The organism is Streptomyces sp. NPDC001663, from assembly GCF_042893105.1.
In the GTDB taxonomy this organism is placed as follows: Bacteria; Actinomycetota; Actinomycetes; order Streptomycetales; family Streptomycetaceae; genus Streptomyces.
The window spans coordinates 456,437-478,357 of sequence record NZ_JBIAUR010000005.1 but is presented as its reverse complement, the minus strand read 5'-3'; the positions used below and the strand labels follow the sequence as shown (position 1 = coordinate 478,357).

Below are 21,921 nucleotides of genomic sequence, written 5' to 3'. Positions count from 1 at the left end.
ACTCGGAGGTCTTTCACATGGGGCCCGGTGTGAACCGCGGCTGGCTGCTCCGCCTCGTCATCGCCTTCTCCTTCGCGCAGGGGGCGGTGTCGATGGCCCGGCCCGCGGTCTCCTACCGGGCCCTCGCGCTGGGCGCCGACGAGCGGGCGGTCGGTGTCATCGCGGGCGTGTACGCGCTGCTGCCCCTCTTCGCCGCCGTGCCGCTGGGCCGCCGCACCGACCACGGCCGCTGCGCACCCCTGCTGCCCCTCGGCGTCGTCCTCATAGCCGGCGGCTGCGTCCTGAGCGGCCTCGCGAACTCCCTCTGGGCGATGGCGATCTGGAGCGGTGTGATGGGCCTCGGCCACCTCTGCTTCGTGATCGGTTCCCAGTCCCTGGTCGCCCGCCAGTCCGCCCCGCACGAACAGGACCGCAACTTCGGGCACTTCACCATCGGCGCCTCGCTCGGCCAGCTCGTCGGCCCGATCGCGGCGGGCGCGCTGATCGGTGGCCCGGACATGGCGGGCACCAGCGCGCTCGCCCTCGTGGTGGCGGGCGCGGGCGCCGCGGTCGCGTTCACGTCGCTGTGGCGCATCGAGGACCGTACGGCGGTCAAGTCCCGTACCGCACAAGGCGACCGCGTCCCCGTCGGCAGCATCCTGCGCGCCCGGGGCGTGCCCGCGGGCATGCTCGTCAGCCTCTCCGTGCTGTCCGCCACCGACATCCTCACCGCCTATCTGCCGGTGGTCGGCGAACACCGGGGCATCGCCCCCTCCGTCGTCGGTGTGCTGCTCAGCCTGCGCGCGGCGGCCACCATCGCCTGCCGCCTGGTGCTGACCCCGCTGCTGCGCCTGCTGGGCCGCGCGGTGCTGCTCGGCGCGACCTGTGGGCTGGCGGCCGTACTGTGCGCCGGGATCGCGCTGCCGCTGCCCGTGTGGGCGCTGGCGATCCTGCTGGCAGCGCTCGGCTTCTGCCTGGGCGTCGGGCAGCCGCTGTCCATGACGACGGTCGTCCAGGCCGCCCCCGACGACGCGCGCTCCACCGCCCTCGCCCTGCGGCTGACCGGCAACCGCCTCGGCCAGGTCGCCGCGCCCGCGGCGGCGGGCCTGGTCGCGGGGGTCGCGGGAGTGGCGGCTCCGTTCCTGATGCTCGGGGCGCTGCTGCTGCTCTCGGCGGGCGGCGCGCTGCGTGCTTCGGCGCCCCCGGGACGCGGTCCGGCGTCCGTACCGGCTCCCCAGGGGCCGCGCGAGGGAACCGCGTTGCGCCGGTCGAGCGATATCTGACGGCGAGTCGGGTGGTGCTCCCGGTAGACCACGGGTGGATGTGAAAGAGAGTCAGGTGAAAGAGCGATTTGTATGAAAATCGTCTGACTCGGAGGAACATCCATGCCGACCTCGATGCCCCCGTCCGCCCTCAGCGCCCGTCTCGGCGCCGCGGCCCTCACCGTTCTCACCGCGGCCGGAGCCTCCTTGCTCGCGACGCCGGCCGCAGTGGCCGCCCCCGGCGACGGTGCCGACATCAGGATCCACAACGAGCGGGTGCCCTACGGTGTCGCCAAGGACGACCCCGCGGTCTGCAGGTTCTACCTCGACGCCGCGAACTTCGGTGAAGTGACGAGTGTCGCCTACACCATCACGGCGCAGCCGCCGCTGCCGACCGCCGCCACCGTGAGCGGCACTATTTCCCTGGCCGGCGGTGCCGGACACACCGATGTGCTGGGGCTGGCCGACGGCAGATACACGCTCACCTGGACCTTCACACCGGCCCTGCCGGGCGCGACCCCCATCACGCCCAAGGCGAAGGTCTTCACCGTCGACTGCCACCGGCGCGACCCCGACCGGGGACAGCAGGGCCCGAGCCGCACGATCGAGGACCACTCACGCCAGGGCGGTGTGGGCGGTGACGGTGGACCGAGGGGCGGCGTTCACGCCGGCGGCGGCGGTCTCGTCGACACCGTGCAGGCCTACACGCCGCTGAGCGGTGCCGCGGCCGTGGGGCTGGTCGCGGTCGGCGGGGTCGTGTACGTCCGCCTCCGTCGTCGCAACGATGGTGCCGCGTAGGCGCAGACGCAGGCCCTGGTACCGGACCCGCGCCTACCGTCTCACCAGGACGGCCCTGCTCGTCGCCGTCCTGGTGACAGTCGTCCGGTGCGGGGGGCACCACGGCCCGGACTTCCCCGTCCGGGTCCGGGGCCCGGTCCTCGCCGAGACGCCCGCCGAGTCACCCGCCGCCCCGGCCGCCGGGGCCGTCGACGGGCGGCCCCGGGCCTCCGAGCCGACCGCCAGGGCCAGGCCCAGGCCCACCCCCGCGCCCCGGCCGCTGCCCCGGTCGCCGGCCACCAACCTGCGCGTACCGTCCCTGGGCGTGGACGCGCCGGTCGTCGGGCTGAAGGTCGGCGCCGACCGGCAGCTCGGGACCCCGCCGGTCGACAAGGCCAACCTCGTCGGCTGGTACCAGGACGGGCCCTCGCCGGGCGAGACCGGCACGGCCGTCGCCGTCGGCCACCGGGACACCAGGACCGGCGCCGCCGTCTTCGCCGCGCTCGCGCAGATCCCCCGCGGCAGCCGCATCGAGGCCCGGCGCGCCGACGGCCGTACCGCCGTCTACACCGTGGACCGCGTACGGGTCTTCGACAAGGCCAGATTTCCCGACAAGGAGGTGTACGGGCCGAGCAAACGCCCGGAGCTTCGGATGATCACCTGCGGCGGCCTGTTCAACCGCAGAACCGGCTACACCAGCAACATTGTCGTCTTCGCCCACCTGACCGCGACCCGCTGACGTTTCTCGCTCCGCGGAACGCCGGGGCCGATTCCGGCGAGTGTCTTCCCCCGAGTACGCACGGTCCGTTAACTTCCGTGACTCACAGCCCGTACGACCCGCACGGGCCATTCGACCGCCGGGCATCAGCGCTCGCCCGGCAAGCCCCCGGGGGCACTGTCATGACACGCGCCATCTCTCTGCACGACGTGAGCAAGACCTACACGCGGGGCGTCCGCGTGGTGGACCGGCTGTCACTGGACGTCCGGCCCGGCGAGTTCCTCGTGCTCCTCGGGCCGTCCGGCTGCGGCAAGTCCACCGTGCTCAGAATGATCGCCGGACTCGAGGAGATCACCGAGGGCAGACTCCTGCTGGACGGTGAGGAAGCCAACGAACTGCTCCCTTCCGAGCGGAACATGGCGATGGTCTTCCAGAACTTCGCCCTCTACCCGAACATGACGACCCGCGGGAACATCGGCTTCCCGCTGCGCGTCGAGAACCCCAGCGAGGACCCGCGCCCACGCGTGGACGCCACCGCCCGCATGCTCGGCATCGAGGACCTCCTCGACCGCTTCCCCAGCCAGCTCTCCGGCGGCGAACGCCAGCGCGTCGCGATGGGCAGGGCCATCGCCCGCCACCCCTCCGCCTTCCTGATGGACGAGCCTCTGTCCAACCTCGACGCCAAGCTCCGCAACCACCTCAGGGCCGAAATATCCAAACTCACCCGGGAGTTGGGCGTCACCACGGTCTACGTCACCCACGACCAGGCCGAGGCCATGTCGCTCGGCGACCGGGTCGCCGTCCTGCGCGGCGGCGTCCTGCAGCAGCTGGGCAGCCCGCGCATGGTGTACGCCCTGCCCCGCAACGTGTTCGTCGCCGCCTTCATCGGCACCCCGCGCATCAACCTGCTGCGCGGCCTGGTGCGCGCCCCGCTCGACGGCGCGATGACCATCAGCCTCGGCAAGCAGTATCTGCGGCTGCCCGAACCCCTGTCCCTGGACCACCAGTTGCTGCGCGTGCAGCAGGGCCGCGAGGTGATCGTCGGCCTGCGCTCGGAGGCGATCCGCATCGCCAAGCCCGCCTCCGCCCGCCCCGGAGAGGTGGCGCTCACCGGCCTGGTGGAGCACGTGGAGTTCCAGGGCCACGAGGTCCTCGTCCACTTCAACACCGGCTCCAAGCCCGCCGTCGTACCGGACCTGGAGGCCCCGCGCCCCGCCACCCGGACGTCCCGGCGCCGCCGCAAGGAGGGTGGCTCCAACGTCCTCGAGCGCCTGCGCGAGCGGGCGGAGGCCCTGCGCGCCGGCCCGGTGGTGGTCCTGGACGACCCGCCGGACCAGGACTGCGCACCCGCGTCCGCCGAGCCGCGCCTGCCGGGCGACCTCGTTGTCCGCACGACTCCCGACATCGACATCCGTCACGGTATGCAGGTGCCGCTGCTCGTCGACATCGCCCACCTTTTCGTCTTCGACCAGCACGGCGAACGGATCTGCCCGCATCCGGACCGGCTGCCCGACCTGGGGGAGTAGGGGCAAGGAGCTCTCCGCGAGGGGGTGGCTGGCGTCCGAAAACTATCGTCGCTAGTTTATGTGTCTGTCGGTAGGTTGTGACGCGGACGACGCACCCCGCCTCGGAGGAGCACCATGAAGGCACACGACGGCCTGTACATCGACGGCGCCTGGCGGCCCGCCGCAGGTCAGGACGTGATCAATGTCGTGAATCCGGTCGACGAGCAGGTGATCGGCCGGGTCCCCGCGGGGACGGCCGAGGACGTCGACACCGCCGTACGGGCCGCCCGTGCGGCCCTCCCGGACTGGGCCGCGACCCCGCCCGCCGAGCGGGCCGCCCGGCTGGCCGCGCTGCGGGACGTGTTGGTCGCGCGCAAGGACGAGATCGCCGAGACCGTCACCGCCGAACTCGGCGCACCGCTGCAGTTCTCGCAGAACGTCCACGCCGCCGTACCGATCGCGGTCGCGGGCTCGTACGCCGAACTGGCCGCCACCTACTCCTTCGAGGAGAAGGCCGGGAACTCGACCGTCCATCTGGAGCCGGTCGGCGTGGTCGGTGCGATCACGCCCTGGAACTACCCCCTCCACCAGGTCGTCGCCAAGGTCGCCCCGGCGCTGGCGGCGGGCTGCACGGTCGTACTGAAGCCGGCCGAGGACACCCCGCTGGTCGCCCAGCTCTTCGCCGAGGCGGTCCACGAGGCCGGGATCCCCGCCGGGGTCTTCAACCTGGTCACGGGTCTTGGCCCGGTCGCCGGCCAGGCCCTCGCCGAGCACCCGGGCGTCGACCTGGTCTCCTTCACCGGCTCCACCGCCGTCGGCCGGCAGATCGGCGCGACGGCGGGCGCCGCGATCAAGAAGGTCGCCCTGGAACTGGGCGGCAAGTCCGCGAACGTCGTCCTGCCGAGCGCCGACCTCGCCAAGGCGGTCAACGTCGGCGTCGCCAACGTCATGTCCAACTCCGGCCAGACGTGCAGCGCCTGGACGCGGATGCTGGTGCACCGCGACCGGTACGAGGAGGCCGTCGAGCTGGCCGCGACCGCTGCCGCGAAGTACGGCCCGCGTATCGGACCGGTCGTCAACGCCAAGCAGCAGGCCCGGGTGCGTGGTTACATCGAGAAGGGCATCGCCGAGGGGGCACGGCTGGTCGCCGGCGGCCCCGAATCCCCGCGCGAGCAGGGCTACTTCGTCTCGCCGACCGTCTTCGCCGACGTCACCCCCGACATGACGATCGCCCAGGAGGAGATCTTCGGCCCGGTCCTGTCGATCCTCCGTTACGACGACGAGGCGGACGCCCTGCGCATCGCCAACGGCACGGTCTACGGCCTCGCCGGCGCCGTCTGGGCCGGCGACGAGGCGGAGGCGGTGGCCTTCGCACGCCGTATGGAGACCGGCCAGGTCGACATCAACGGCGGCCGCTTCAACCCCCTTGCCCCGTTCGGCGGTTACAAGCAGTCGGGCGTCGGCCGCGAGCTCGGCACGCACGGCCTGACCGAGTACCTCCAGACCAAGTCCCTGCAGTTCTGAGGAGCGTTCACGTGGTTCGCGCAGCCGTACTGCCCGAAGTGGGCGCCCCGTTGGAGATCACGGACATCGAGCTTCCGGATCCCGGCCCCGGTCAGGTCCGCGTCCGCCTCGCCGCCGCCGGTGTCTGTCACTCCGACCTGTCCCTGTCCAACGGCACCATGCGGGTGCCGGTCCCCGCGGTCCTCGGCCACGAGGGCGCGGGCACGGTCGTGGCCGTGGGAGACGGCGTCACGCATGTCTCACCCGGCGAGGCGGTCGTCCTCAACTGGGCCCCGTCCTGCGGAAGTTGCCACGCCTGCTCGCTCGGCGAGGTGTGGCTGTGCGCCAACGCGCTGAACGGCGCCGCGGACGTGTACGGCCGAACGGCGGCGGGCACCGACCTCCACCCGGGTCTGAACGTCGCCGCGTTCGCCGAGGAGACGGTGGTGTCCGCGAGCTGCGTCCTGCCCCTCCCCGAGGGCATCCCCCTCACGGACGCGGCACTCCTGGGCTGCGCGGTCCTCACCGGCTACGGCGCCGTCCACCACTCGGCGAAGGTGCAGCCGGGCGAGACGGTCGCCGTGTACGGCGTCGGGGGAGTGGGCCTCGCGGCCCTCCAGGCGGCGCGTATCGCGGGAGCCGCACGCATCGTCGCGGTCGATGTCTCCCCGGAGAAGGAGGAGTTGGCGCGCGCTGCGGGCGCCACGGACTACGTCCTCGCCTCCGACAACACCGCCCGCGAGATCCGGGGCCTGACGGACAAGCAGGGCGTCGACGTCGCCGTCGAGTGCGTGGGCCGTGCGTCGACGATCCGCACGGCTTGGGACTCCACCCGCCGCGGCGGCCGTACGACTGTGGTCGGCATCGGCGGCAAGGACCAGCAGGTCACCTTCAACGCACTCGAGATCTTCCACTGGGGCAGGACCCTCTCGGGCTGCGTCTACGGCAACTCGAACCCGGCCGAGGACCTGCCGCTGCTCGCCGAACACGTACGCGCGGGCCGCCTGGACCTGGGCGTGCTGGTGACCGAACGGATCGGCCTGGACGGCATCCCGGCGGCGTTCGAGAACATGCTGGCGGGGAAGGGCGGCCGGGCGCTGGTCGTGTTCTGACGCCGCTCGCGGGGGCGGGCGGCGCCCGCCCCCAGATGCTCCGTACAACCACCGTGCACACCCGTTGACCCCATACCGTCCGGTCAGTATGTTCCCGGGAACGTCCCCACCGCACCCACCGGAGTGTGCACGCATGGACATGGCCCCCTCCGCTCAATCCGCTCCCACGACCGCCCTCCCCACGGTCAACCGCCGCCGCGTCGCCACGGCCGCCGCCCTCGCCTCGGCCGTCGAGTGGTACGACTACTTCGTCTTCGGCATAGCGGCCGCCCTCGTCCTCGGCGATCTGTACTTCCCGGCCGGCAGCCCCACCGCCGGAGTACTCGCCGCCTTCGCCACCTTCGCCGTCGGCTTCCTGGCCCGCCCGATCGGCGGCATCGTCGCCGGCCAGCTCGGCGACAAACGCGGCCGCAAGCCGATGCTGGTCCTCGCGCTCACGCTCATGGGCGTCGCCACCACGGGCATCGGCCTGCTCCCGACGTACGACACGATCGGCGTGGCCGCCCCGATTCTGCTGGTCCTGCTGCGCGTCGTACAGGGCGTCGCGGTCGGCGCGCAGTGGGGCGGTGCGATGCTGCTGGCCACCGAGTACGCCCCCGAGGGCAAGCGCGGCATCTACGGCAGTTTCGTCCAACTCGGCGTCCCCATCGGCGTGGTGACCGCCAACACGGTCTTCCTGCTGGCCGGCGCCTTCACCACCGACTCCGCCTTCGCGGCCTGGGGCTGGCGACTGCCCTTCCTGGTGGGCCTGTTCGTGCTCGTGCTGGCCTGGTACATCCACCGGCACGTCGAGGAGACCCCCGAATTCCGGCAGGCGGAAAGGGAGTTGGCGGAGAAGGAGAAGGCCGAACAGAACTCGCCCCTGCGCGCGATCCTCCGGGACCACCTCGGCACGGTGCTCCTGGCCGGCGGCTCCTTCGCCGTGAACACCGCGACCTTCTACATCCTGATCACCGGTGTCCTCGACTACACGACCCGCGAACTCGGCATGAAGCGCGACGCGGTGCTCACCGTCTCGCTGTGCATCAGCCTCACCCAGCTCGTGCTGATCCCGGCCGCCGCCGCGCTCTCCGACCGCGTCGGCCGCATCCGGATCTACGCGCTCGGGGCGGTCGGCATCGCGCTGTGGGCCGTACCGATGTTCCTGCTGATCGACACCGGCTCACTGCTGTGGCTGGCGGTCGGCACCTTCGTCGCGGGCTGCTTCCTCAGCATCATGTACGGCCCTCAAGCCGCCCTGTTCGCCGAGCTGTTCACACCCGAGATGCGCTACACCGGCGCCTCGCTCGGGTACCAGATCGCGGCCGTACTCGGCGGCGGCCTCGCGCCCTTCGTGATGGTCCTGCTGCTGGAGGCGACGGGCACGTCGATGGCGGTGTCCGGCTACATCATCGGCCTGGCCGTGATCGCGCTGCTCTCCATCAAGGTCCTTGCGGGCAGGGCGAGTTCAGACTGAGTCCGGCTCTCGCTCGGGCTGCGGCTCCGGAGCCGTCTCCGGTGCCGCGGCCCGTGCCCGCGACCGCGACACCGCCACGCCGGCCAGGCACAGCGCCCCGCCCGCGAGCGTGAGCAGCCCCGGCACCTCGCCGAGCGCCAGCCAGGACATCAGCACGACCAGCGCGGGCACCGCGTACGTCGTCGCGCCCATGCGGCTGGCGGTCGTACGGGCGAGGGCGTAGGCCCACGTCGTGAAGGCGAGCGCCAGCGGAAAGACGCCCAGGTAGACCATGTTGAGCGTCGCGGAGACCGAGGCGCCGGCCGTCTCGTGGACCAACTGCCCGGCGAACGGCAGACACAGCACCGCGCCGACCAGGCACCCGAACGTGGTCACCTGCAGCGCGCTGGCCCGCCCGAGCGCGGGCTTCTGCGCGACGACACCGCCCGCGTACCCGACCGCCGCGAGCAGACACAGCACCACACCGAGCACCGACGAGCCGCCCCCGCTCGACATCGACAGGCCCACTGTCACCGCGCCCGCGAACGACACGGCCATCCCGGCCAGCAGCCGCGGCGGCATCGGATCACCGAGCAGCCGCGCGCCGAGCAGGGCGATGAGGATCGGCCCGATGTTCACGACCAGAGCCGCGGTACCGGCATCCACCTGCTGCTCGCCCCAGTTGAGCGCCACGCTGTACAGCCCGAACCACAGCACCCCGGATATCGCGATCCCGCGCCAGGCCGAGCGTGGCGGCAGCCCTTCCCTTCGTACGACCAGGACGACCCCGAGCACCAGGGCCCCGGAGAGCAGCCGCCCCAGCGCCAGCGCCCCCGGCGAGTACACGGCCCCCGCACTCCGGATCGACACAAAGGCGGAGGCCCACAACACGACGGTGACGGCGGCGGCACCGGTGGCGAGCAGCCGGGCACGGCGGGCGGGGTGGACAGAGGAGACGTTCATCATGCTCCTGAGGCTAGGAGAGGTGAGGTTGTGGAGGCTGGCGGATTTCGGACGGGGTGATGGGAGTCGTCAGCGGGTCAGTTCAGTGATCCCGAGTCGATGCCGAGCAGCTCATGCAGTGCGCGCTCACCCACCGCCGTCACCTTCACCGCCCGCTCGGAGCCGATGCGTACGCACCAGCCCGCATCCAGCGCATGCCGGCAGAGGGCAGCACCGGCGACGCCCGCGAGGTGCGGCCGCCGTTCGGTCCAGTCGAGGCACGCACGGGCCAGCGGACGCCGCCCCTTGCGGTCGAGGGAGACACCGGTGGCCTCGAACCACCGAACTCCCGCATCCGTCAGCGCGAACCCGGTGTCCTGGAGCAACAGCCCCCGCTCCGTCAGCGCATCGGTGACCGCGATCCCGAGCCGCCCCGCCAGATGGTCGTAGCAGGTGCGCCCCCGAGCCATCGCCGACCCGGCGCTCGACTCCCGCAGACTGCGCGGCCGTACGACCTTGCCCGGATCCACCTGCGCGGCCAGGTCCTCCACCAGCTGGGCGACCCGCGCGTCGGCGAGGCGGACGTACCGGTGCCGCCCCTGCCGTTCCTCGGCGAGCAGCCCGCCCGCGACGAGCTTGCCCAGGTGTTCGCTCAGCGTCGACGCGGCCACCCCCGCATGCCGCGCCAGCTCACTCGCGGTCCACGCCCGCCCGTCGAGCAGCGCCAGCAGACACGCGGCCCGCGTCTCGTCGGCGATCAGCCCGGCGAGCCGGGCCAACTGCGGCGCCTGAGGGTCCTTGGAGGTCATGCACCCCAGCATGGAGCACGGACACTTCGGCCCCCGCCGAAGTGTGGCCACGCACGGCTACGGGGCCCGCTTCGCCTGCTCATACTGCTGCACCAGCCCGTCCAGCAGTGCCGTCAGCCCCGTCTCGAAGGCCCGCTCGTCGATCTTCTCCTGCTGCTCGGCGAGGAGGTGCGCCTGCCCGAGGTGGGGGTAGTCGGCGGGGTCGTACGCGCTCGCGTCGTCCACGAAGCCCCCCGCGAAGGACCCCAGCGCGGAGCCCATGATGAAGTACCGCATCAGCGCCCCGATGGACGTGGCCTGCGCCGGCGGCCAGCCCGCGTCGACCATCGCGCCGTAGACCGCGTCCGCGAGGCGCAGCCCGGCCGGTCGGCGTCCGGGACCCGTGGCGAGGACCGGGACGATGTTGGGGTGGTCGCGCAGCGCCGCCCGGTAGGAGACGGCCCAGTCGTGCAGCGCGGTCCGCCACTCCCGCCCGTCCTCGAACATCGACAGGTCGACCTGAGCGCTCACCGAGTCCGCGACCGCCTCCAGGATCTCGTCCTTGGTGCGGAAGTGGTTGTAGAGCGAGGGCCCGCTGACCCCCAGCTCGGCGGCGAGCCGACGCGTCGAGACCGCCGCGAGGCCCTCCGCGTCCACCAGCGCGCGCGCCGTGTCGACGATCCGGTCGGTGCTCAGGAGGGGCTTGCGCGGTCGGGCCATGGCGCACATAGTAGGGCTGCGAACCGGAAACTAGCAGTGCTAATTTAAAACCGCAGCACTTGTACGACGGCTGCGGTGTGGCGGGCGACTGATGTGGGGTGACCGTGAACCTGGAGCTCAGCGAGGAGCAGGAGGCCGTCCGCGGACTGGCCGGGGACTTCGTGGCGCGCGAGATCACTCCGCACGTGGTCGCCTGGGACCGCGCGGAGGAGGTCGACCGGTCGATCGTGAAGAAGCTCGGCGAGGTCGGGTTCCTCGGGCTGACCATCGACGAGGAGTACGGCGGCTCCGGCGGCGACCACCTCGCGTACTGCCTGGTCACGGAGGAGCTCGGGTGCGGTGACTCCTCGGTGCGCGGCATCGTGTCCGTCTCTCTCGGCCTGGTCGCCAAGACGATCGCCGCCTGGGGGGACGAGGAGCAGAAGCGGCGCTGGCTGCCCGGCCTCACCTCCGGCGATTACGTCGGCTGCTTCGGCCTCACCGAGCCCGGCACCGGCTCCGACGCCGGCAACCTCTCCACGCGTGCGGTGCGCGACGGCGAGGACTACGTCATCAACGGCACCAAGATGTTCATCACGAACGGCACTTGGGCCGATGTCGTCCTTCTCTTCGCCCGTTCCACCGACGCCCCCGGCCACAAGGGTGTCTCCGCCTTCCTCGTACCGACCGACACTCCCGGCCTGACCCGCCGCACCATCCACGGCAAGCTCGGCCTGCGCGGCCAGGCGACGGCCGAACTGGTCCTTCAGGACGTACGCGTCCCGGCCGCGGCGATGCTGGGGGAGGAGGGCAAGGGCTTCTCCGTCGCCATGTCGGCCCTCGCCAAGGGGCGGATGTCGGTCGCGGCGGGCTGCGTCGGCATAGCCCAGGCCGCGCTGGACGCGGCGGTGAAGTACGCGAGCGAGCGCGAGCAGTTCGGGAAGCCGATCGCCCACCACCAACTCGTACAGGAGCTGATCAGCGACATCGCCGTGGACGTGGACGCGGCGCGTCTGCTCACCTGGCGGGTCGCCGACCTGATCGACCGCGGGCAGCCCTTCGCCGTCGAGTCCTCCAAGGCCAAGCTGTTCGCCTCGGAGGCGGCCGTCCGCGCCGCCAACAACGCCCTCCAGGTCTTCGGCGGATACGGCTACATCGACGAGTACCCGGCGGGCAAACTGCTGCGCGACGCCCGCGTGATGACCCTCTACGAGGGCACCAGCCAGATCCAGAAACTCCTCATCGGCCGTGCGCTGACCGGGGTTTCGGCGTTCTGAGTACCTGAGCTGAGTATCTCGGCGGATGTGGCGCGGGCCACCTCCGGCGACCCTTGATCGCATGAGTGACACACCGGTCAAGCAGCAGAGCACGGCCGCCTTCTACGGCCAGGCCGTCGCCTCCTTCGCCCTCGCCATGATCGCCACGGCGATCGGGATCTTCCGGCTGGACGCCAACGCCTGGGTGCGCGGCTTCCTCGCCATCGCCGTGCTCTACCTGGTCACCTCCGCCTTCACCCTGGCCAAGGTGATCCGGGACCGGCAGGAGGCCGGGCAGATCGTCAGTCGCGTCGACCAGGCCCGGCTGGAGAAGCTGCTCGCCGAGCACGACCCCTTCGAGAAGCTCTGAAAAGCTCTGAGCGGGGAGACTAAGCGCTCGCTCACCTTCGGCGGTATGGTGGGGGTTCTGTCAGCGAGAGGGGCGAGCGAGCGATGAGTACGGCGGAGGAGACGGCCGGCGACGAGACGTCGGCGTGGGGCGAGGTCACGCCCGACGCGGCCCGGCGACTGCTGATCGCCGCGGTGGAGGCCTTCGCCGAGCGCGGGTACCACGCCACGACGACCCGTGACATCGCGGGCCGCGCCGGCATGAGCCCGGCCGCGCTCTACATCCACTACAAGACCAAGGAAGAGCTGCTCCACCGGATCAGCCGGATCGGCCATGAGAAGGCGCTGGAGATCCTGCAGACGGCGGCCCGGCGCGAGGGCACCGCGGCCGAGCGGCTCGCCGACGCGGTGAGCTCCTTCGTGCGCTGGCACGCGGGCGGACGGACGACCGCCCGGGTCGTGCAGTACGAGCTGGACTCGCTCGGTCCGGACGCCCGTGAGGAGATCCTCGCGCTGCGCCGGCAGTGCGACGCCGAGGTACGGGGGATCATCGAGGACGGTGTGGCGGCCGGCGAGTTCGACGTGCTGGACGTGAAGGGCACCACCCTCGCCGTCATGTCGCTCTGCATCGACGTCGCTCGCTGGTTCAACGTCGACGGGCCCTGGACGCCGGACGAGGTCGGCGCGCTCGACGCCGACCTCGTGCTGCGGATGGTGGGAGCGGCCAAGTAGCCGCTCAGCGGTGTCAGAGGTAGTAGCGCGACACCGACTCGGCGACACACACCGGCTTGTCGCCGCCCTCGCGCTCGACGCTGAAGGCGACGGTCACCTGGACGCCGCCCGCCACGTCATCGACCCCGGTGATCGCCGCGGTGGCCCGCAGCCGCGAGCCGACCGGCACCGGCGAGGGGAAACGCACCTTGTTGGTGCCGTAGTTGACGCCCATCTTCACGCCCTCGACCTTGATCAGCTGCGGCCCGAACAGCGGCAGCAGCGACAGGGTCAGATACCCGTGCGCGATGGTGGTCCCGAACGGCCCGGCGGCGGCCTTCTCCGGATCGACGTGGATCCACTGATGATCACCCGTGGCATCGGCGAAAAGGTCGATCCGCTTCTGGTCGACCTCCAGCCAGTCGGTGTACCCGAGCTGCTCGCCCACGGCCGCCTTCAGCTCGTCGGCGCCCGTGAAGACCCTCGGCTCTGCCATGTCCCGCCTCCTCGTCCCAAACTCTAAGCGACTGCTTAGCATGGTCGGCCGCGGGGTCCGTGTCAACGGAGGCATGGGTAGGGTTCGAGGGGTGCCCCAGATTCCAGAGAAGATCCACGAGCTCACGGTCGGCCAGCTCGCGGCGCGCAGCGGCGCCGCCGTCTCCGCCCTGCACTTCTACGAGTCCAAGGGCCTGATCAGCAGTCGCCGCACCACGGGCAACCAGCGCCGCTACCACCGGGACGCGCTGCGCCGGGTCGCGTTCGTCCGCGCCGCCCAGCGGGTCGGCATCCCGCTGGCCACGATCCGCGATGCGCTCGCCGAACTCCCCGAGGAACGCACCCCCACCCGGGAGGACTGGGCCCGTCTCTCCCAGGCCTGGCGCTCGGAACTCGACGAACGGATCAAGCAGCTCAACCGCCTGCGCGACCACCTCACGGACTGCATCGGCTGCGGTTGTCTGTCGTTGGACACCTGCGTCCTGTCCAACCCGGACGATGTCTTCGGCGAACGGCAGAGCGGCTCGCGGCTGATGGTGGAGCGAGGGGGCGGCCGCAGGGAGCAGGACCGGCACTAGGGTCCGCTCGGCCTGCGGCCGTCCGCGTCACTCGTACTCCGTCCCGCCCTTGCGGGTCAGGTACGCCGCGCTCACCGCCTTGGCGATGGCCCGGCCCCCGGTCACCGAGCTGTACCGCTCCGTCGCCGGACGGATCACGACTCCCTCGCGCAGATGCAGTCCGCGTCCGGACACGGTCTCCCGCCCGCTCGCGACCTCCAGCACGCGCTCGATGTCGTACGCGCCCTCGAACAGCCGCGGCACCAACGGCAGCTCCCCGTCGAGCAGTTCGGCCGCGTCCAGCCAGCGCACGGTGCCGTCGATCTCCGCGGAGACGTCGAAGACGGCGTACCCCAGGGTCTCGCGGCGCCCGTCCGCGCCGTACGTCAGGTCCTGGACCCCCGCGCCGTACACCTCGCCGAAGATCCCGACCCGGCGTGCGCCCAGCCGCTCGGCGAGCCGGGCCGCGGTCGCGGCGACGCCGTGCCCGTGCACCGCCCGCCAGTACAGATTGCGCGGGTCCTCCTTCAGGGCAAGGGACTTGGACCCGAACCCCTTGGACGAGACGTGCACCCGCCCCTCGTTGGCGAGATACGTCAGCAGACAGGCCGAACCGTGCAGCTTCTCCGTCAGGACCACAGCCTCGCCCGGTGTGAAGATGTCCGGAAACCGCTGGATGTTCTCGATGTCGACCCAGGGCAGCAGATCGGGCGCGGACTCGACCTCCCCGCTCATCGTGGGCGGGATGGGCGGCACCCACTTGGTGATGCCGAGCCGCTCCGCGAAGTCCGTCCCGTCCAGGGCCGCCCGCGCCAGGTCGACGTCCGTCAGCGCCTTCGGCCGGCACACGATGCCCTGCGACAGCTCACCGCGCAGCCGCACCGCCTTGACCCGGTCGGACCTGCTTCCCGCGAGCCGCCCGGTCAGCCCCAGCTCCTCGATCAGCCCGGCCGGCAGCACCGCCTGCTCGGGGATGTAGACGGCGGCATCGCCGGTGCGGTACGCGCCCTTGGCGACGACGGCCCGGTACAGACCCACCTGGGCCAGTTCGAGCGCGTCGGCGTTGGGATGCTCGTGGACGGTCAGCACTTCGGCGGTGACGCGGAGCGTCGACATGGGACACCTCGGTTCCGGGGTCGTTCAGTTCGGTTTCATCGCGTCCAACTGTCCCGACGGGAAAGGGGTGGAGCCAGCGGATTAGCGGCTGGTAGCGTCGGGATCTTCGGCCGGCCCGGACGCCGTGCACGGAGTCCTGACGGGAACAAGTCCCTTGTCCTCAACTGCCCTTGACGTCGCCCTCGCGGACATCGACACGGTCTTCAACGGTTTCGCCAGCCCTGACGAGACCGGCTGCGGCCACTGCCATGCACCCGAGGAGACCGCGTATCTGCGCACGCCGTACGTGCACGTGCCCGTGGACGTGGTGCGGTACTACCTCTTCGAGGTCCCCGACCACTTCGACGACCACCCAGCCGCGATGCGGCGCCTGCTGCCGCAGGCCGCACGGGCGATGGCCGACGGCACCCTGGGCTCGATCGGTTACGGAGCCCATGGGCTGAGCCGGGTGGACTGGCGCTCCTGGCCGGCCGAGCAGGCCGCCGCGATCGAGGCCTTCCTGCACGCCTGGTGGCAGGACGCCCTCACGACGCCCGAGCCGCCGTACGGCATCGACGACATCTTCGACACCTGCGTCACGATCGCCAGGACCGTGACTCCGTTCCTCGACCGGTGGGTCCGCAGCCCGGTCGCCGACGCGCACCTCGTCCACTGCGTCGACGTCTGGCTGTACGACCTGCTGTCCGACTCCTCCCCGTTCTCCTGGTGGTACGACGGCAGTGAGGACGCCGGCGTCGCAGAGCTGCGCGCCTGGCTGGCCGGCCCGGGCGCCGCCCGCCTCCGCGCCCAGGGCGAGGGCGACCTCGCCATACGCGCCGAGCTCCAAAGCCTCCCCGACGACCGGCGCTGGGCTCACCCGTACTGGAGCAGCCCCTCGGCGACCAACTGAGCGTTGGACCCGGCGCGTTCCCCGTCCGGCAGGAGCAGTGTGTCCTCCAGGCCTATTCGGGTCGCGAACCCCAGCCGCCCTGCCAGCCGCAACACCGGCCAGGCGCCGTCGTCCTCGCCGTGCAGCAGCACGGGGCGGCCGTGCGCCCGGCCCAGGTCGGCCAGCAGCCCGCGTGCGGTGTCCTCAGCCGTATCCACCGCCGTATCCGTCACCTCGGCCAGCACCCGCAACACCCGCCCCCGGAGCGGGGACACGGCGAACCGCGCTGCCCCGTCGGTCCCCGACCAGACGCCGGCCTCGACCCCCACCCCGAGGTCGATCAGAGCCGCGGCGATCTCCTCCGCGCCCTCCTCATGCCAGTTGACGGAGGCGTGGTCGGGCAGCGAGGGCAGGTCCGCCCAGCTCCGGATCCGCTTCAGCCGGGCCGCCGGATCCGGCTCCGCCCAGGCGCCGGTGGTCACCCCGACCGGGACCGACACACGGGCCCGGATCGCCTGGAGCGTCGGTGCGAGGACCCGGGGCGACAGGGAGTCGTGGCCGCACGGGTTCTTGGGGTGGACGTGGATGTCCGTGGCCCCGGCCGCAACGGCATGCGCCGCGGACTCGGCCATCGCCTGCGGGGTCAGCGGCACCATCGCGCCGTCGGCGGATCCCCGCGGTCCGTTGAGACACACCTGCACCATGCCTCAAGCCTGCCAGTCACCACTGACAACGGCCCATCGACCATCAACGACAGACAGGGGGTGCGGCATCCCCGGCGCACCCCCGCCGAGCTAGGCCGACACCAGCAGCCTTCCGCGCCTTGCGTCCGCCAGGGCCTCGGGCTTGAGCACGGGCCGTGGCACGAGAATTCCGCAGTGAGTGCAGACCGGACCCGCCGAGGGTTCGTGGTCCAGGTCGTACGTCCAGATCAGACGCTCTCCGCCGCACACCGGGCACTCGGCGCCCGGTTTGCGCTCCAAGGCGGAGATCAGTCGGCGAAGCACCTCGGCCAGCGGTTCACGGGGGTGGACCCGCGGGTCGTCGCACCAGGCGACACCGAAACCGCCCCAGGTCAGCCGGTGCCAGTCGTCCACGGTGCCCGGCCGGCGCAGCCCGTCGTGCTTCTCCTTCTTGCGCCGCTCGGCGAACTCGACCTCATAGGCCAGCCAGACCGAACGCGCCTCTTCCAACTCCTCCAGTGCGGCCACGAGCCGCACCGGGTCGGGGGACCGGTCCTCGGGACCGAACCCTGCCCGGGAGCACAAATGGTCCCAGGTCGCCCTGTGCCCGTAAGGAGCGAACCGCTCAAGGCACTTGCGCAGTGAGTAGCGCCGCAGTGCCAGATCGCACCGCGGATCGCGGACCTGTCTCGCCAGACTCCGAAAACCGGCCATCGCCCTGCACCTCCGTCACACCTGCACCTGTACTTCGGTCACTTCGGCGTCGTCGTACGGACGTCGCCGAATAGACGTATCGACAAGCGATTCGGCTCCATCCGATTTCCGATGACCTCCATAAGCCGCCGCACCGGCTACCAAAACTTGACGCATGTTCATCTTCAATCCCGGGGATACCGGCGGTAACGTCCCGGCTCACCCCCGTCGGTAGGAGCTGCCATGCCACGGCGTACCTCGCGCATCGCCCTTGACAGACTGAGAACTCCCGGCAGACTCGCCGGGTTCCTGAAGACCGCATCCATATGCGCCCTGATTGCTGGTCTTTTGTCCCCGCTTTCCCAAGCGACGGCGGTGGCGGCGACCTCGAACGACTACTGCGGCGGTCAGTGTTCCGACATCCTGCCGCCCGGTGAGAACGGCAACGCGACCCTCGCCCAGATCCTGCTCAACCAGGCGTTCGGCTCCCAGCCCGCCCACGCGGAGGACCAGCTCGGCCCGTACGCCAACCTGGCCAAGGGCTACTCCACGCTCACCGACTCGACGATCAACACGTTCTTCAACGACGCGTCGTTCGGGGTCTCTTCCGATCAAGTCGCCTCCACCGAGAAGCCTGCGGGCCGCAGCGATGTGACGATCGTCCGCGACAAGAAGGCGGGCATCCCCCACATCACCGGTACCACCAGATACGGCACGGAGTTCGGGGCCGGGTATGCCGCGGCTGAGGACCGGCTGTGGCTCATGGATGTCTTCCGTCACGTCGGTCGCGGCCAGCTGACGACCTTCGCGGGCGGCGCGGCCTCCAACCAGGGCCTGGAGCAGGAGTTCTACCGCAACGCCCCGTACAGCGAGGCCGATCTGCAGGCCCAGATCGACAACGCCGTCGCCACCAACGGCGCCCGCGGCCAGCAGGCCCTCGACGACGCCAACGCCTACCTCGCCGGCATCAACGCCTACATCGACGCCTCCGACAGCGGCCGCTACTTCCCCGGCGAGTACGTCCTCACCGGCCACAAGGACTCCGTCACCAACGCCGGCACCATCGACCACTTCAAGATCACCGACCTGGTGGCCCTCGGCTCCGTGGTCGGCTCCCTGTTCGGCTCCGGCGGTGGCGGCGAGGTCAACAACGCGCTCTCACTGATCGCCGCCCAGTCCAAGTACGGCGTGGAGGAGGGCACCAAGGTCTGGGAGTCCTTCCGCGAGCGCAACGACGCCGAGGCCGTCCTCACCGTCCACAACGGCGAGAGCTTCCCGTACGCCACCAAGCCGGACAGCCCCCAGGGCGAGGCCCTGCCCGACGCCGGTTCGGTGACCACGGAGCCGCTGGTCTACGACGCGACGGGCACCGGGGCCTCCCAGAGCGCCCAGGCGGCCTCCGCCACGGCGACCGCGACCGCCCTCAGCTCCGCCAAGCGCGGCATGTCCAATGCCCTTGTGGTGAGCGGCAAGTACACCTCCAGCGGCCACCCGATCGCCGTGTTCGGCCCGCAGACCGGCTACTTCGCCCCCCAGCTGCTCATGCTCCAGGAGATCCAGGGCCCGGGCATCAGCGCCCGCGGCGCCTCCTTCGCCGGCCTGAGCATGTACGTCGAACTGGGCCGCGGCCAGGACTACTCCTGGAGTGCGACGACCTCCGGCCAGGACATCATCGACACGTACGCCGTCGAGCTGTGCACGGACGACTACCACTACCTGTACCACGGCACCTGCACGGCCATGGACAAGGTCGAGCAGAAGAACTCCTGGACGCCGACCACGGCCGACGGCACGGCGGCCGGGTCGTACACGATGCGGGTCTGGAAGACCAAGTACGGGCCGGTGGAATACAGAGCCACCGTCGGCGGCAAGAAGGTCGCCTACACCACCCTGCGCTCCTCCTACATGCACGAGGCCGACTCGATCATCGGCTTCCAGATGCTCAACGACCCCGACTACGTGAAGAGCCCGCAGACCTTCCAGAGCGCGGCGCAGCACATCAACTACACCTTCAACTGGTTCTACGCCGACTCCTCGCACACCGCGTACTACAACAGCGGCAACAACCCGGTGCGCGCGAGCGGCGTGGACGCCGAGTTCCCGGTGTGGGGACAGGCCGCGTACGAGTGGAAGAACTGGGACCCGTCCACCAACACCGCCGACTACACGGCCGCTTCGGCCCACCCCAACTCCATCGACCAGGACTACTACATCTCCTGGAACAACAAGCAGGCCCTCGACTACACGACCGCGCCCTGGGGCGACGGGTCCGTGCACCGCGGCAACCTGCTCGAGGACCGGGTGAAGAAGCTGGTCGCGGCCGGCGGGGTGACCCGTACCAAACTCGTACAGGCCATGGCGGACGCGGCGCTCGCCGACCTGCGCGCCGAGGACGTACTGCCGAAGCTGCTCAAGGTCATCAACAGCAGTACGGTGACCGACTCCACGGCCGCGGACGCCGTGAGCAAGCTGCAGGCCTGGGTGACCGCGGGCGCCAAGCGCACGGAGACCTCGGCCGGTTCGAAGAAGTACGCCAACGCCGACGCGATCCGCATCCTGGACGCCTGGTGGCCGCTGCTGGTCAAGGCCGAGTTCCAACCGGGCCTCGGCAGCGACCTGTACACCGCCTTCGGCAACAACCTGCCCATCGACGAGTCCCCGTCGGCCGCGCACGGGCCCACCGGCTCGCACGCGGGAAGCTCCTTCCAGTACGGCTGGTGGAGCTACGTCGACAAGGACATCCGGGCGGTGCTCGGAGAGACGGTCAAGGGGCCGCTGGCCGAGAAGTACTGCGGCGGCGGCGTCCTCAGCTCCTGCCGGGACATCCTGATCAGCACCCTGAAGACGGCGGCCGGCACCTCCGCGTCCACCGTCTACCCCGGCGACGACCTGTGCTCGGCGGGCGACCAGTGGTGCGCCGACTCGATCGTCCAGCGCACCCTGGGCGGCATCAAGCACTACAACATCAGCTGGCAGAACCGGCCCACCTTCCAGCAGGTGGTGGAGTACACGTCACATCGGTGAGATGTGACATGGCACTGCCGGATGGTATGTGACATACCACTGGCGGCGGGTCAGCGGATGCGGCCCGCCGCCAGCACCACCCGCGCGAGTTCGGAGTGCACGATGTCGCTGTGCGCCCCGGTCGGCGGCCCACCCTTGTTGACCACCGCCGCCGCGTCGATGTTCACGCAACCCGACGTGGGCAGCGTGCTGTTGAGCGCGTCGGGGAGCTTGTACGCGCGCGTGCCCGGCACCGCCTGCACACCGTCGTGCCCCATCGCTCCCCACTTGGCGCCGAGCATTCCGTCGACACTGAGGCCCTCGACCGCGCCCTGCGCGTCGCCCGCCATGCGGGAGGCCAGTGGATAGATGGTGCCCAGGGCCGAGTCGAAGTGGGAGAAGCAGCACACCAGTGGGCCGTCGACACGGTTCTGCTGGCCCTGCAGCACACCTCCCGCGTGCGCGTCGTGCGGCAGCCGGGCCGCGAACGCGTAGTGCGAGAAGGCCCCTTGGAGCAGCGTCACCGACTTCACCGTGCGCACGCCCTCGGGCAGCCCGCGCAGCGCGAACGACACCAGCCGGCCGCCGAAGCTGTGCCCGACCAGGTGCACCCGCACGTCCGGCGCCGCGGCGGCCAACTGCCCGACCAGCCGCCCGAGTCCACGCTCCCCGACGGTTCCCGCGCGCCGCTTCATCGCGTAGTACGTCGCCTGCCGCAGCAGCTCCTTCGCCCCGTCCCAGGGGTTCGGCAACGAGAACCCCTCCGCGTCGCCACCGGAGCGGAGGGCCGCCAGTGCCTGCGCGAACTCGTCGCACAGCGTCGTCGCGTCCCCGGTGAACAGCACCGGCTCGCTCTGCGGGACGCCCTCCGCGAGCGTGTCCGCCGCGAACAGCGGCTGCGGCCCGCCCGGTACGACCTCCACCAGCAGCCGCACCAGCCGTCCGAACTCCTCGAGTTCGTTGTCGGGCCGTTGGTCCAGCATGCGCGCGATCTGGTCGACCACGGTGGCCCGCCCGGGGAACGTCTCCAGCAGTGCGTGCCGGGTGTCCTTGTCGAGTGCCGGCGCCGGGACCGCCTCCGCCTCCATGGCCACCACGGACTTCGGGAAGTCGGGGATCGGCTCGTCCGAGAACCGCATCGACGGCCAGATCACGCCCACGAACCCGATCTTCGCCGCCGGTGCGAGCTTCGGGATCGGGGCGAAGAACCGCCGGTAGAGGGCGGTCGCGCCGGAGCGGTCGTTGTTCCAGCCGTGTGCGAAGACGATCAGGTCATGGACACCGCGATCGGGGACCTCGGCGAGCAGCGCGTCCCGTTCCCGGCCGTCGACGTCCCCGTCCGCGTCGAAGGTCAGCTCCCAGTACGGCGTCACGCTCATTGCCGGCTGTGCCATGACGGTCCCCCTCGTCCCCCGTAGCAGTGCGATGTGGGCGCATCGTCCTGCTACCGGGCGAGGATGGCCATACGTCC

21 protein-coding genes are annotated in these 21,921 nt (G+C 71.0%); 13 read left to right on the top strand and 8 right to left on the bottom strand.

The window, feature by feature from the left end; translation table 11 throughout:
• Positions 1-17 precede the first annotated feature (17 nt).
• The 7 genes from ACFY1L_RS19115 (at position 18) to ACFY1L_RS19085 (ending at position 8,312) form a co-directional block, all read left to right on the top strand.
• A complete protein-coding gene (locus tag ACFY1L_RS19115) occupies positions 18-1,262 on the top strand; it encodes an MFS transporter (protein WP_388825048.1) in 1,245 nt (414 codons plus the stop codon).
• Positions 1,263-1,364: 102 nt separating this feature from the next.
• Positions 1,365-2,039: a hypothetical protein gene (locus ACFY1L_RS19110; RefSeq protein ID WP_388825045.1), complete on the top strand. Its 675-nt coding sequence runs from the start codon at positions 1,365-1,367 to the stop codon at positions 2,037-2,039.
• Positions 2,026-2,757: a class F sortase gene (locus tag ACFY1L_RS19105; RefSeq protein ID WP_388825042.1), complete on the top strand. Its 732-nt coding sequence runs from the start codon at positions 2,026-2,028 to the stop codon at positions 2,755-2,757. Before ACFY1L_RS19110 ends, ACFY1L_RS19105 begins: the two co-directional genes overlap by 14 nt.
• 161 nt (positions 2,758-2,918) lie before the next feature.
• Positions 2,919-4,262: an ABC transporter ATP-binding protein gene (locus tag ACFY1L_RS19100; RefSeq protein ID WP_388825039.1), complete on the top strand. Its 1,344-nt coding sequence runs from the start codon at positions 2,919-2,921 to the stop codon at positions 4,260-4,262.
• Positions 4,263-4,376: 114 nt separating this feature from the next.
• On the top strand, positions 4,377-5,765 hold the full coding sequence (locus tag ACFY1L_RS19095) for an aldehyde dehydrogenase family protein (protein ID WP_388825036.1): 1,389 nt from the start codon (positions 4,377-4,379) through the stop codon (positions 5,763-5,765).
• Between the two features lie 11 nt (positions 5,766-5,776).
• Positions 5,777-6,856: a Zn-dependent alcohol dehydrogenase gene (locus ACFY1L_RS19090; RefSeq protein WP_388825033.1), complete on the top strand. Its 1,080-nt coding sequence runs from the start codon at positions 5,777-5,779 to the stop codon at positions 6,854-6,856.
• Between the two features lie 133 nt (positions 6,857-6,989).
• Positions 6,990-8,312, top strand: a complete 1,323-nt coding sequence (locus tag ACFY1L_RS19085; RefSeq protein WP_388825030.1) for an MFS transporter — start codon at positions 6,990-6,992, stop codon at positions 8,310-8,312.
• On the opposite strand, the gene ACFY1L_RS19080 is transcribed toward ACFY1L_RS19085, so the two are convergent.
• From ACFY1L_RS19080 to ACFY1L_RS19070, 3 genes are all read right to left on the bottom strand, one after another.
• Positions 8,304-9,257, bottom strand: coding sequence for a DMT family transporter (locus tag ACFY1L_RS19080; protein WP_388825027.1), 954 nt, complete (start codon positions 9,255-9,257; stop codon positions 8,304-8,306). The genes ACFY1L_RS19085 and ACFY1L_RS19080 overlap by 9 nt on opposite strands.
• Positions 9,258-9,331: 74 nt before the next feature.
• A complete protein-coding gene (locus ACFY1L_RS19075; protein ID WP_388825024.1) occupies positions 9,332-10,042 on the bottom strand; it encodes an ArsR/SmtB family transcription factor in 711 nt (236 codons plus the stop codon).
• A 57-nt stretch (positions 10,043-10,099) separates the two neighbouring features.
• On the bottom strand, positions 10,100-10,741 hold the full coding sequence (locus ACFY1L_RS19070) for a TetR/AcrR family transcriptional regulator (protein WP_388825021.1): 642 nt from the start codon (positions 10,739-10,741) through the stop codon (positions 10,100-10,102).
• Positions 10,742-10,845: 104 nt separating this feature from the next.
• Here ACFY1L_RS19070 and ACFY1L_RS19065 point away from each other — a divergent pair, with 104 nt between their 5' ends.
• From ACFY1L_RS19065 to ACFY1L_RS19055, 3 genes are all read left to right on the top strand, one after another.
• A complete protein-coding gene (locus ACFY1L_RS19065; RefSeq protein ID WP_388825018.1) occupies positions 10,846-11,997 on the top strand; it encodes an acyl-CoA dehydrogenase family protein in 1,152 nt (383 codons plus the stop codon).
• Between the two features lie 61 nt (positions 11,998-12,058).
• A complete protein-coding gene (locus tag ACFY1L_RS19060; RefSeq protein ID WP_388825015.1) occupies positions 12,059-12,346 on the top strand; it encodes a YiaA/YiaB family inner membrane protein in 288 nt (95 codons plus the stop codon).
• 83 nt (positions 12,347-12,429) lie between these two features.
• Positions 12,430-13,056 (top strand): TetR/AcrR family transcriptional regulator, encoded by a 627-nt coding sequence (locus ACFY1L_RS19055; RefSeq protein ID WP_388825012.1) that lies wholly within the window; start codon positions 12,430-12,432, stop codon positions 13,054-13,056.
• 13 nt (positions 13,057-13,069) lie between these two features.
• Here ACFY1L_RS19055 and ACFY1L_RS19050 read toward each other — a convergent pair whose 3' ends face one another.
• On the bottom strand, positions 13,070-13,531 hold the full coding sequence (locus tag ACFY1L_RS19050; protein ID WP_388825009.1) for a MaoC family dehydratase: 462 nt from the start codon (positions 13,529-13,531) through the stop codon (positions 13,070-13,072).
• A 91-nt stretch (positions 13,532-13,622) separates the two neighbouring features.
• Between ACFY1L_RS19050 and soxR the strand changes: the two genes are divergently transcribed.
• Positions 13,623-14,108, top strand: a complete 486-nt coding sequence (gene soxR, locus ACFY1L_RS19045; RefSeq protein WP_388825006.1) for a redox-sensitive transcriptional activator SoxR — start codon at positions 13,623-13,625, stop codon at positions 14,106-14,108.
• 27 nt (positions 14,109-14,135) lie between these two features.
• Here the strand turns inward: soxR and ACFY1L_RS19040 are convergent, their stop codons facing one another.
• Positions 14,136-15,203: an RNA ligase (ATP) gene (locus tag ACFY1L_RS19040; RefSeq protein ID WP_388825004.1), complete on the bottom strand. Its 1,068-nt coding sequence runs from the start codon at positions 15,201-15,203 to the stop codon at positions 14,136-14,138.
• A 154-nt stretch (positions 15,204-15,357) separates the two neighbouring features.
• Here ACFY1L_RS19040 and ACFY1L_RS19035 point away from each other — a divergent pair, with 154 nt between their 5' ends.
• The gene (locus ACFY1L_RS19035; RefSeq protein ID WP_388825001.1) at positions 15,358-16,092 is read left to right on the top strand and encodes a hypothetical protein; all 735 of its coding nucleotides are present in this window, start codon (positions 15,358-15,360) and stop codon (positions 16,090-16,092) included.
• On the opposite strand, the gene ACFY1L_RS19030 is transcribed toward ACFY1L_RS19035, so the two are convergent.
• Both ACFY1L_RS19030 and ACFY1L_RS19025 read right to left on the bottom strand, forming a co-directional pair.
• Positions 16,056-16,775, bottom strand: a complete 720-nt coding sequence (locus ACFY1L_RS19030; protein ID WP_388824998.1) for a 3-keto-5-aminohexanoate cleavage protein — start codon at positions 16,773-16,775, stop codon at positions 16,056-16,058. The two genes, ACFY1L_RS19035 and ACFY1L_RS19030, sit on opposite strands and share 37 nt — an antisense overlap.
• A 90-nt stretch (positions 16,776-16,865) precedes the next feature.
• A complete protein-coding gene (locus ACFY1L_RS19025; RefSeq protein ID WP_388824995.1) occupies positions 16,866-17,468 on the bottom strand; it encodes a hypothetical protein in 603 nt (200 codons plus the stop codon).
• Positions 17,469-17,690: 222 nt separating this feature from the next.
• Between ACFY1L_RS19025 and ACFY1L_RS19020 the strand changes: the two genes are divergently transcribed.
• Complete coding sequence (locus tag ACFY1L_RS19020) at positions 17,691-20,471, top strand: penicillin acylase family protein (RefSeq protein WP_388824992.1); 2,781 nt, start codon at positions 17,691-17,693, stop codon at positions 20,469-20,471.
• A gap of 50 nt (positions 20,472-20,521) precedes the next feature.
• Here the strand turns inward: ACFY1L_RS19020 and ACFY1L_RS19015 are convergent, their stop codons facing one another.
• Positions 20,522-21,844 carry a serine-threonine protein kinase gene (locus ACFY1L_RS19015; protein ID WP_388824989.1) on the bottom strand — a complete coding sequence of 441 codons (1,323 nt, stop codon included), beginning with the start codon at positions 21,842-21,844 and terminating at the stop codon, positions 20,522-20,524.
• Between the last annotated feature and the right edge of the window lie 77 nt (positions 21,845-21,921).

Coding starts and splice junctions, on each gene's coding strand:
- ACFY1L_RS19115 (WP_388825048.1), top strand. CDS start 18: ATGGGGCCCGGTGTGAACCGCGGCTGGCTGCTCCGCCTCGTCATCGCC.
- ACFY1L_RS19110 (WP_388825045.1), top strand. CDS start 1,365: ATGCCGACCTCGATGCCCCCGTCCGCCCTCAGCGCCCGTCTCGGCGCC.
- ACFY1L_RS19105 (WP_388825042.1), top strand. CDS start 2,026: ATGGTGCCGCGTAGGCGCAGACGCAGGCCCTGGTACCGGACCCGCGCC.
- ACFY1L_RS19100 (WP_388825039.1), top strand. CDS start 2,919: ATGACACGCGCCATCTCTCTGCACGACGTGAGCAAGACCTACACGCGG.
- ACFY1L_RS19095 (WP_388825036.1), top strand. CDS start 4,377: ATGAAGGCACACGACGGCCTGTACATCGACGGCGCCTGGCGGCCCGCC.
- ACFY1L_RS19085 (WP_388825030.1), top strand. CDS start 6,990: ATGGACATGGCCCCCTCCGCTCAATCCGCTCCCACGACCGCCCTCCCC.
- ACFY1L_RS19080 (WP_388825027.1), bottom strand. CDS start 9,257: ATGATGAACGTCTCCTCTGTCCACCCCGCCCGCCGTGCCCGGCTGCTC.
- ACFY1L_RS19075 (WP_388825024.1), bottom strand. CDS start 10,042: ATGACCTCCAAGGACCCTCAGGCGCCGCAGTTGGCCCGGCTCGCCGGG.
- ACFY1L_RS19070 (WP_388825021.1), bottom strand. CDS start 10,741: ATGGCCCGACCGCGCAAGCCCCTCCTGAGCACCGACCGGATCGTCGAC.
- ACFY1L_RS19060 (WP_388825015.1), top strand. CDS start 12,059: ATGAGTGACACACCGGTCAAGCAGCAGAGCACGGCCGCCTTCTACGGC.
- ACFY1L_RS19055 (WP_388825012.1), top strand. CDS start 12,430: ATGAGTACGGCGGAGGAGACGGCCGGCGACGAGACGTCGGCGTGGGGC.
- ACFY1L_RS19050 (WP_388825009.1), bottom strand. CDS start 13,531: ATGGCAGAGCCGAGGGTCTTCACGGGCGCCGACGAGCTGAAGGCGGCC.
- ACFY1L_RS19040 (WP_388825004.1), bottom strand. CDS start 15,203: ATGTCGACGCTCCGCGTCACCGCCGAAGTGCTGACCGTCCACGAGCAT.
- ACFY1L_RS19030 (WP_388824998.1), bottom strand. CDS start 16,775: ATGGTGCAGGTGTGTCTCAACGGACCGCGGGGATCCGCCGACGGCGCG.
- ACFY1L_RS19025 (WP_388824995.1), bottom strand. CDS start 17,468: ATGGCCGGTTTTCGGAGTCTGGCGAGACAGGTCCGCGATCCGCGGTGC.
- ACFY1L_RS19020 (WP_388824992.1), top strand. CDS start 17,691: ATGCCACGGCGTACCTCGCGCATCGCCCTTGACAGACTGAGAACTCCC.
- ACFY1L_RS19015 (WP_388824989.1), bottom strand. CDS start 21,844: ATGGCACAGCCGGCAATGAGCGTGACGCCGTACTGGGAGCTGACCTTC.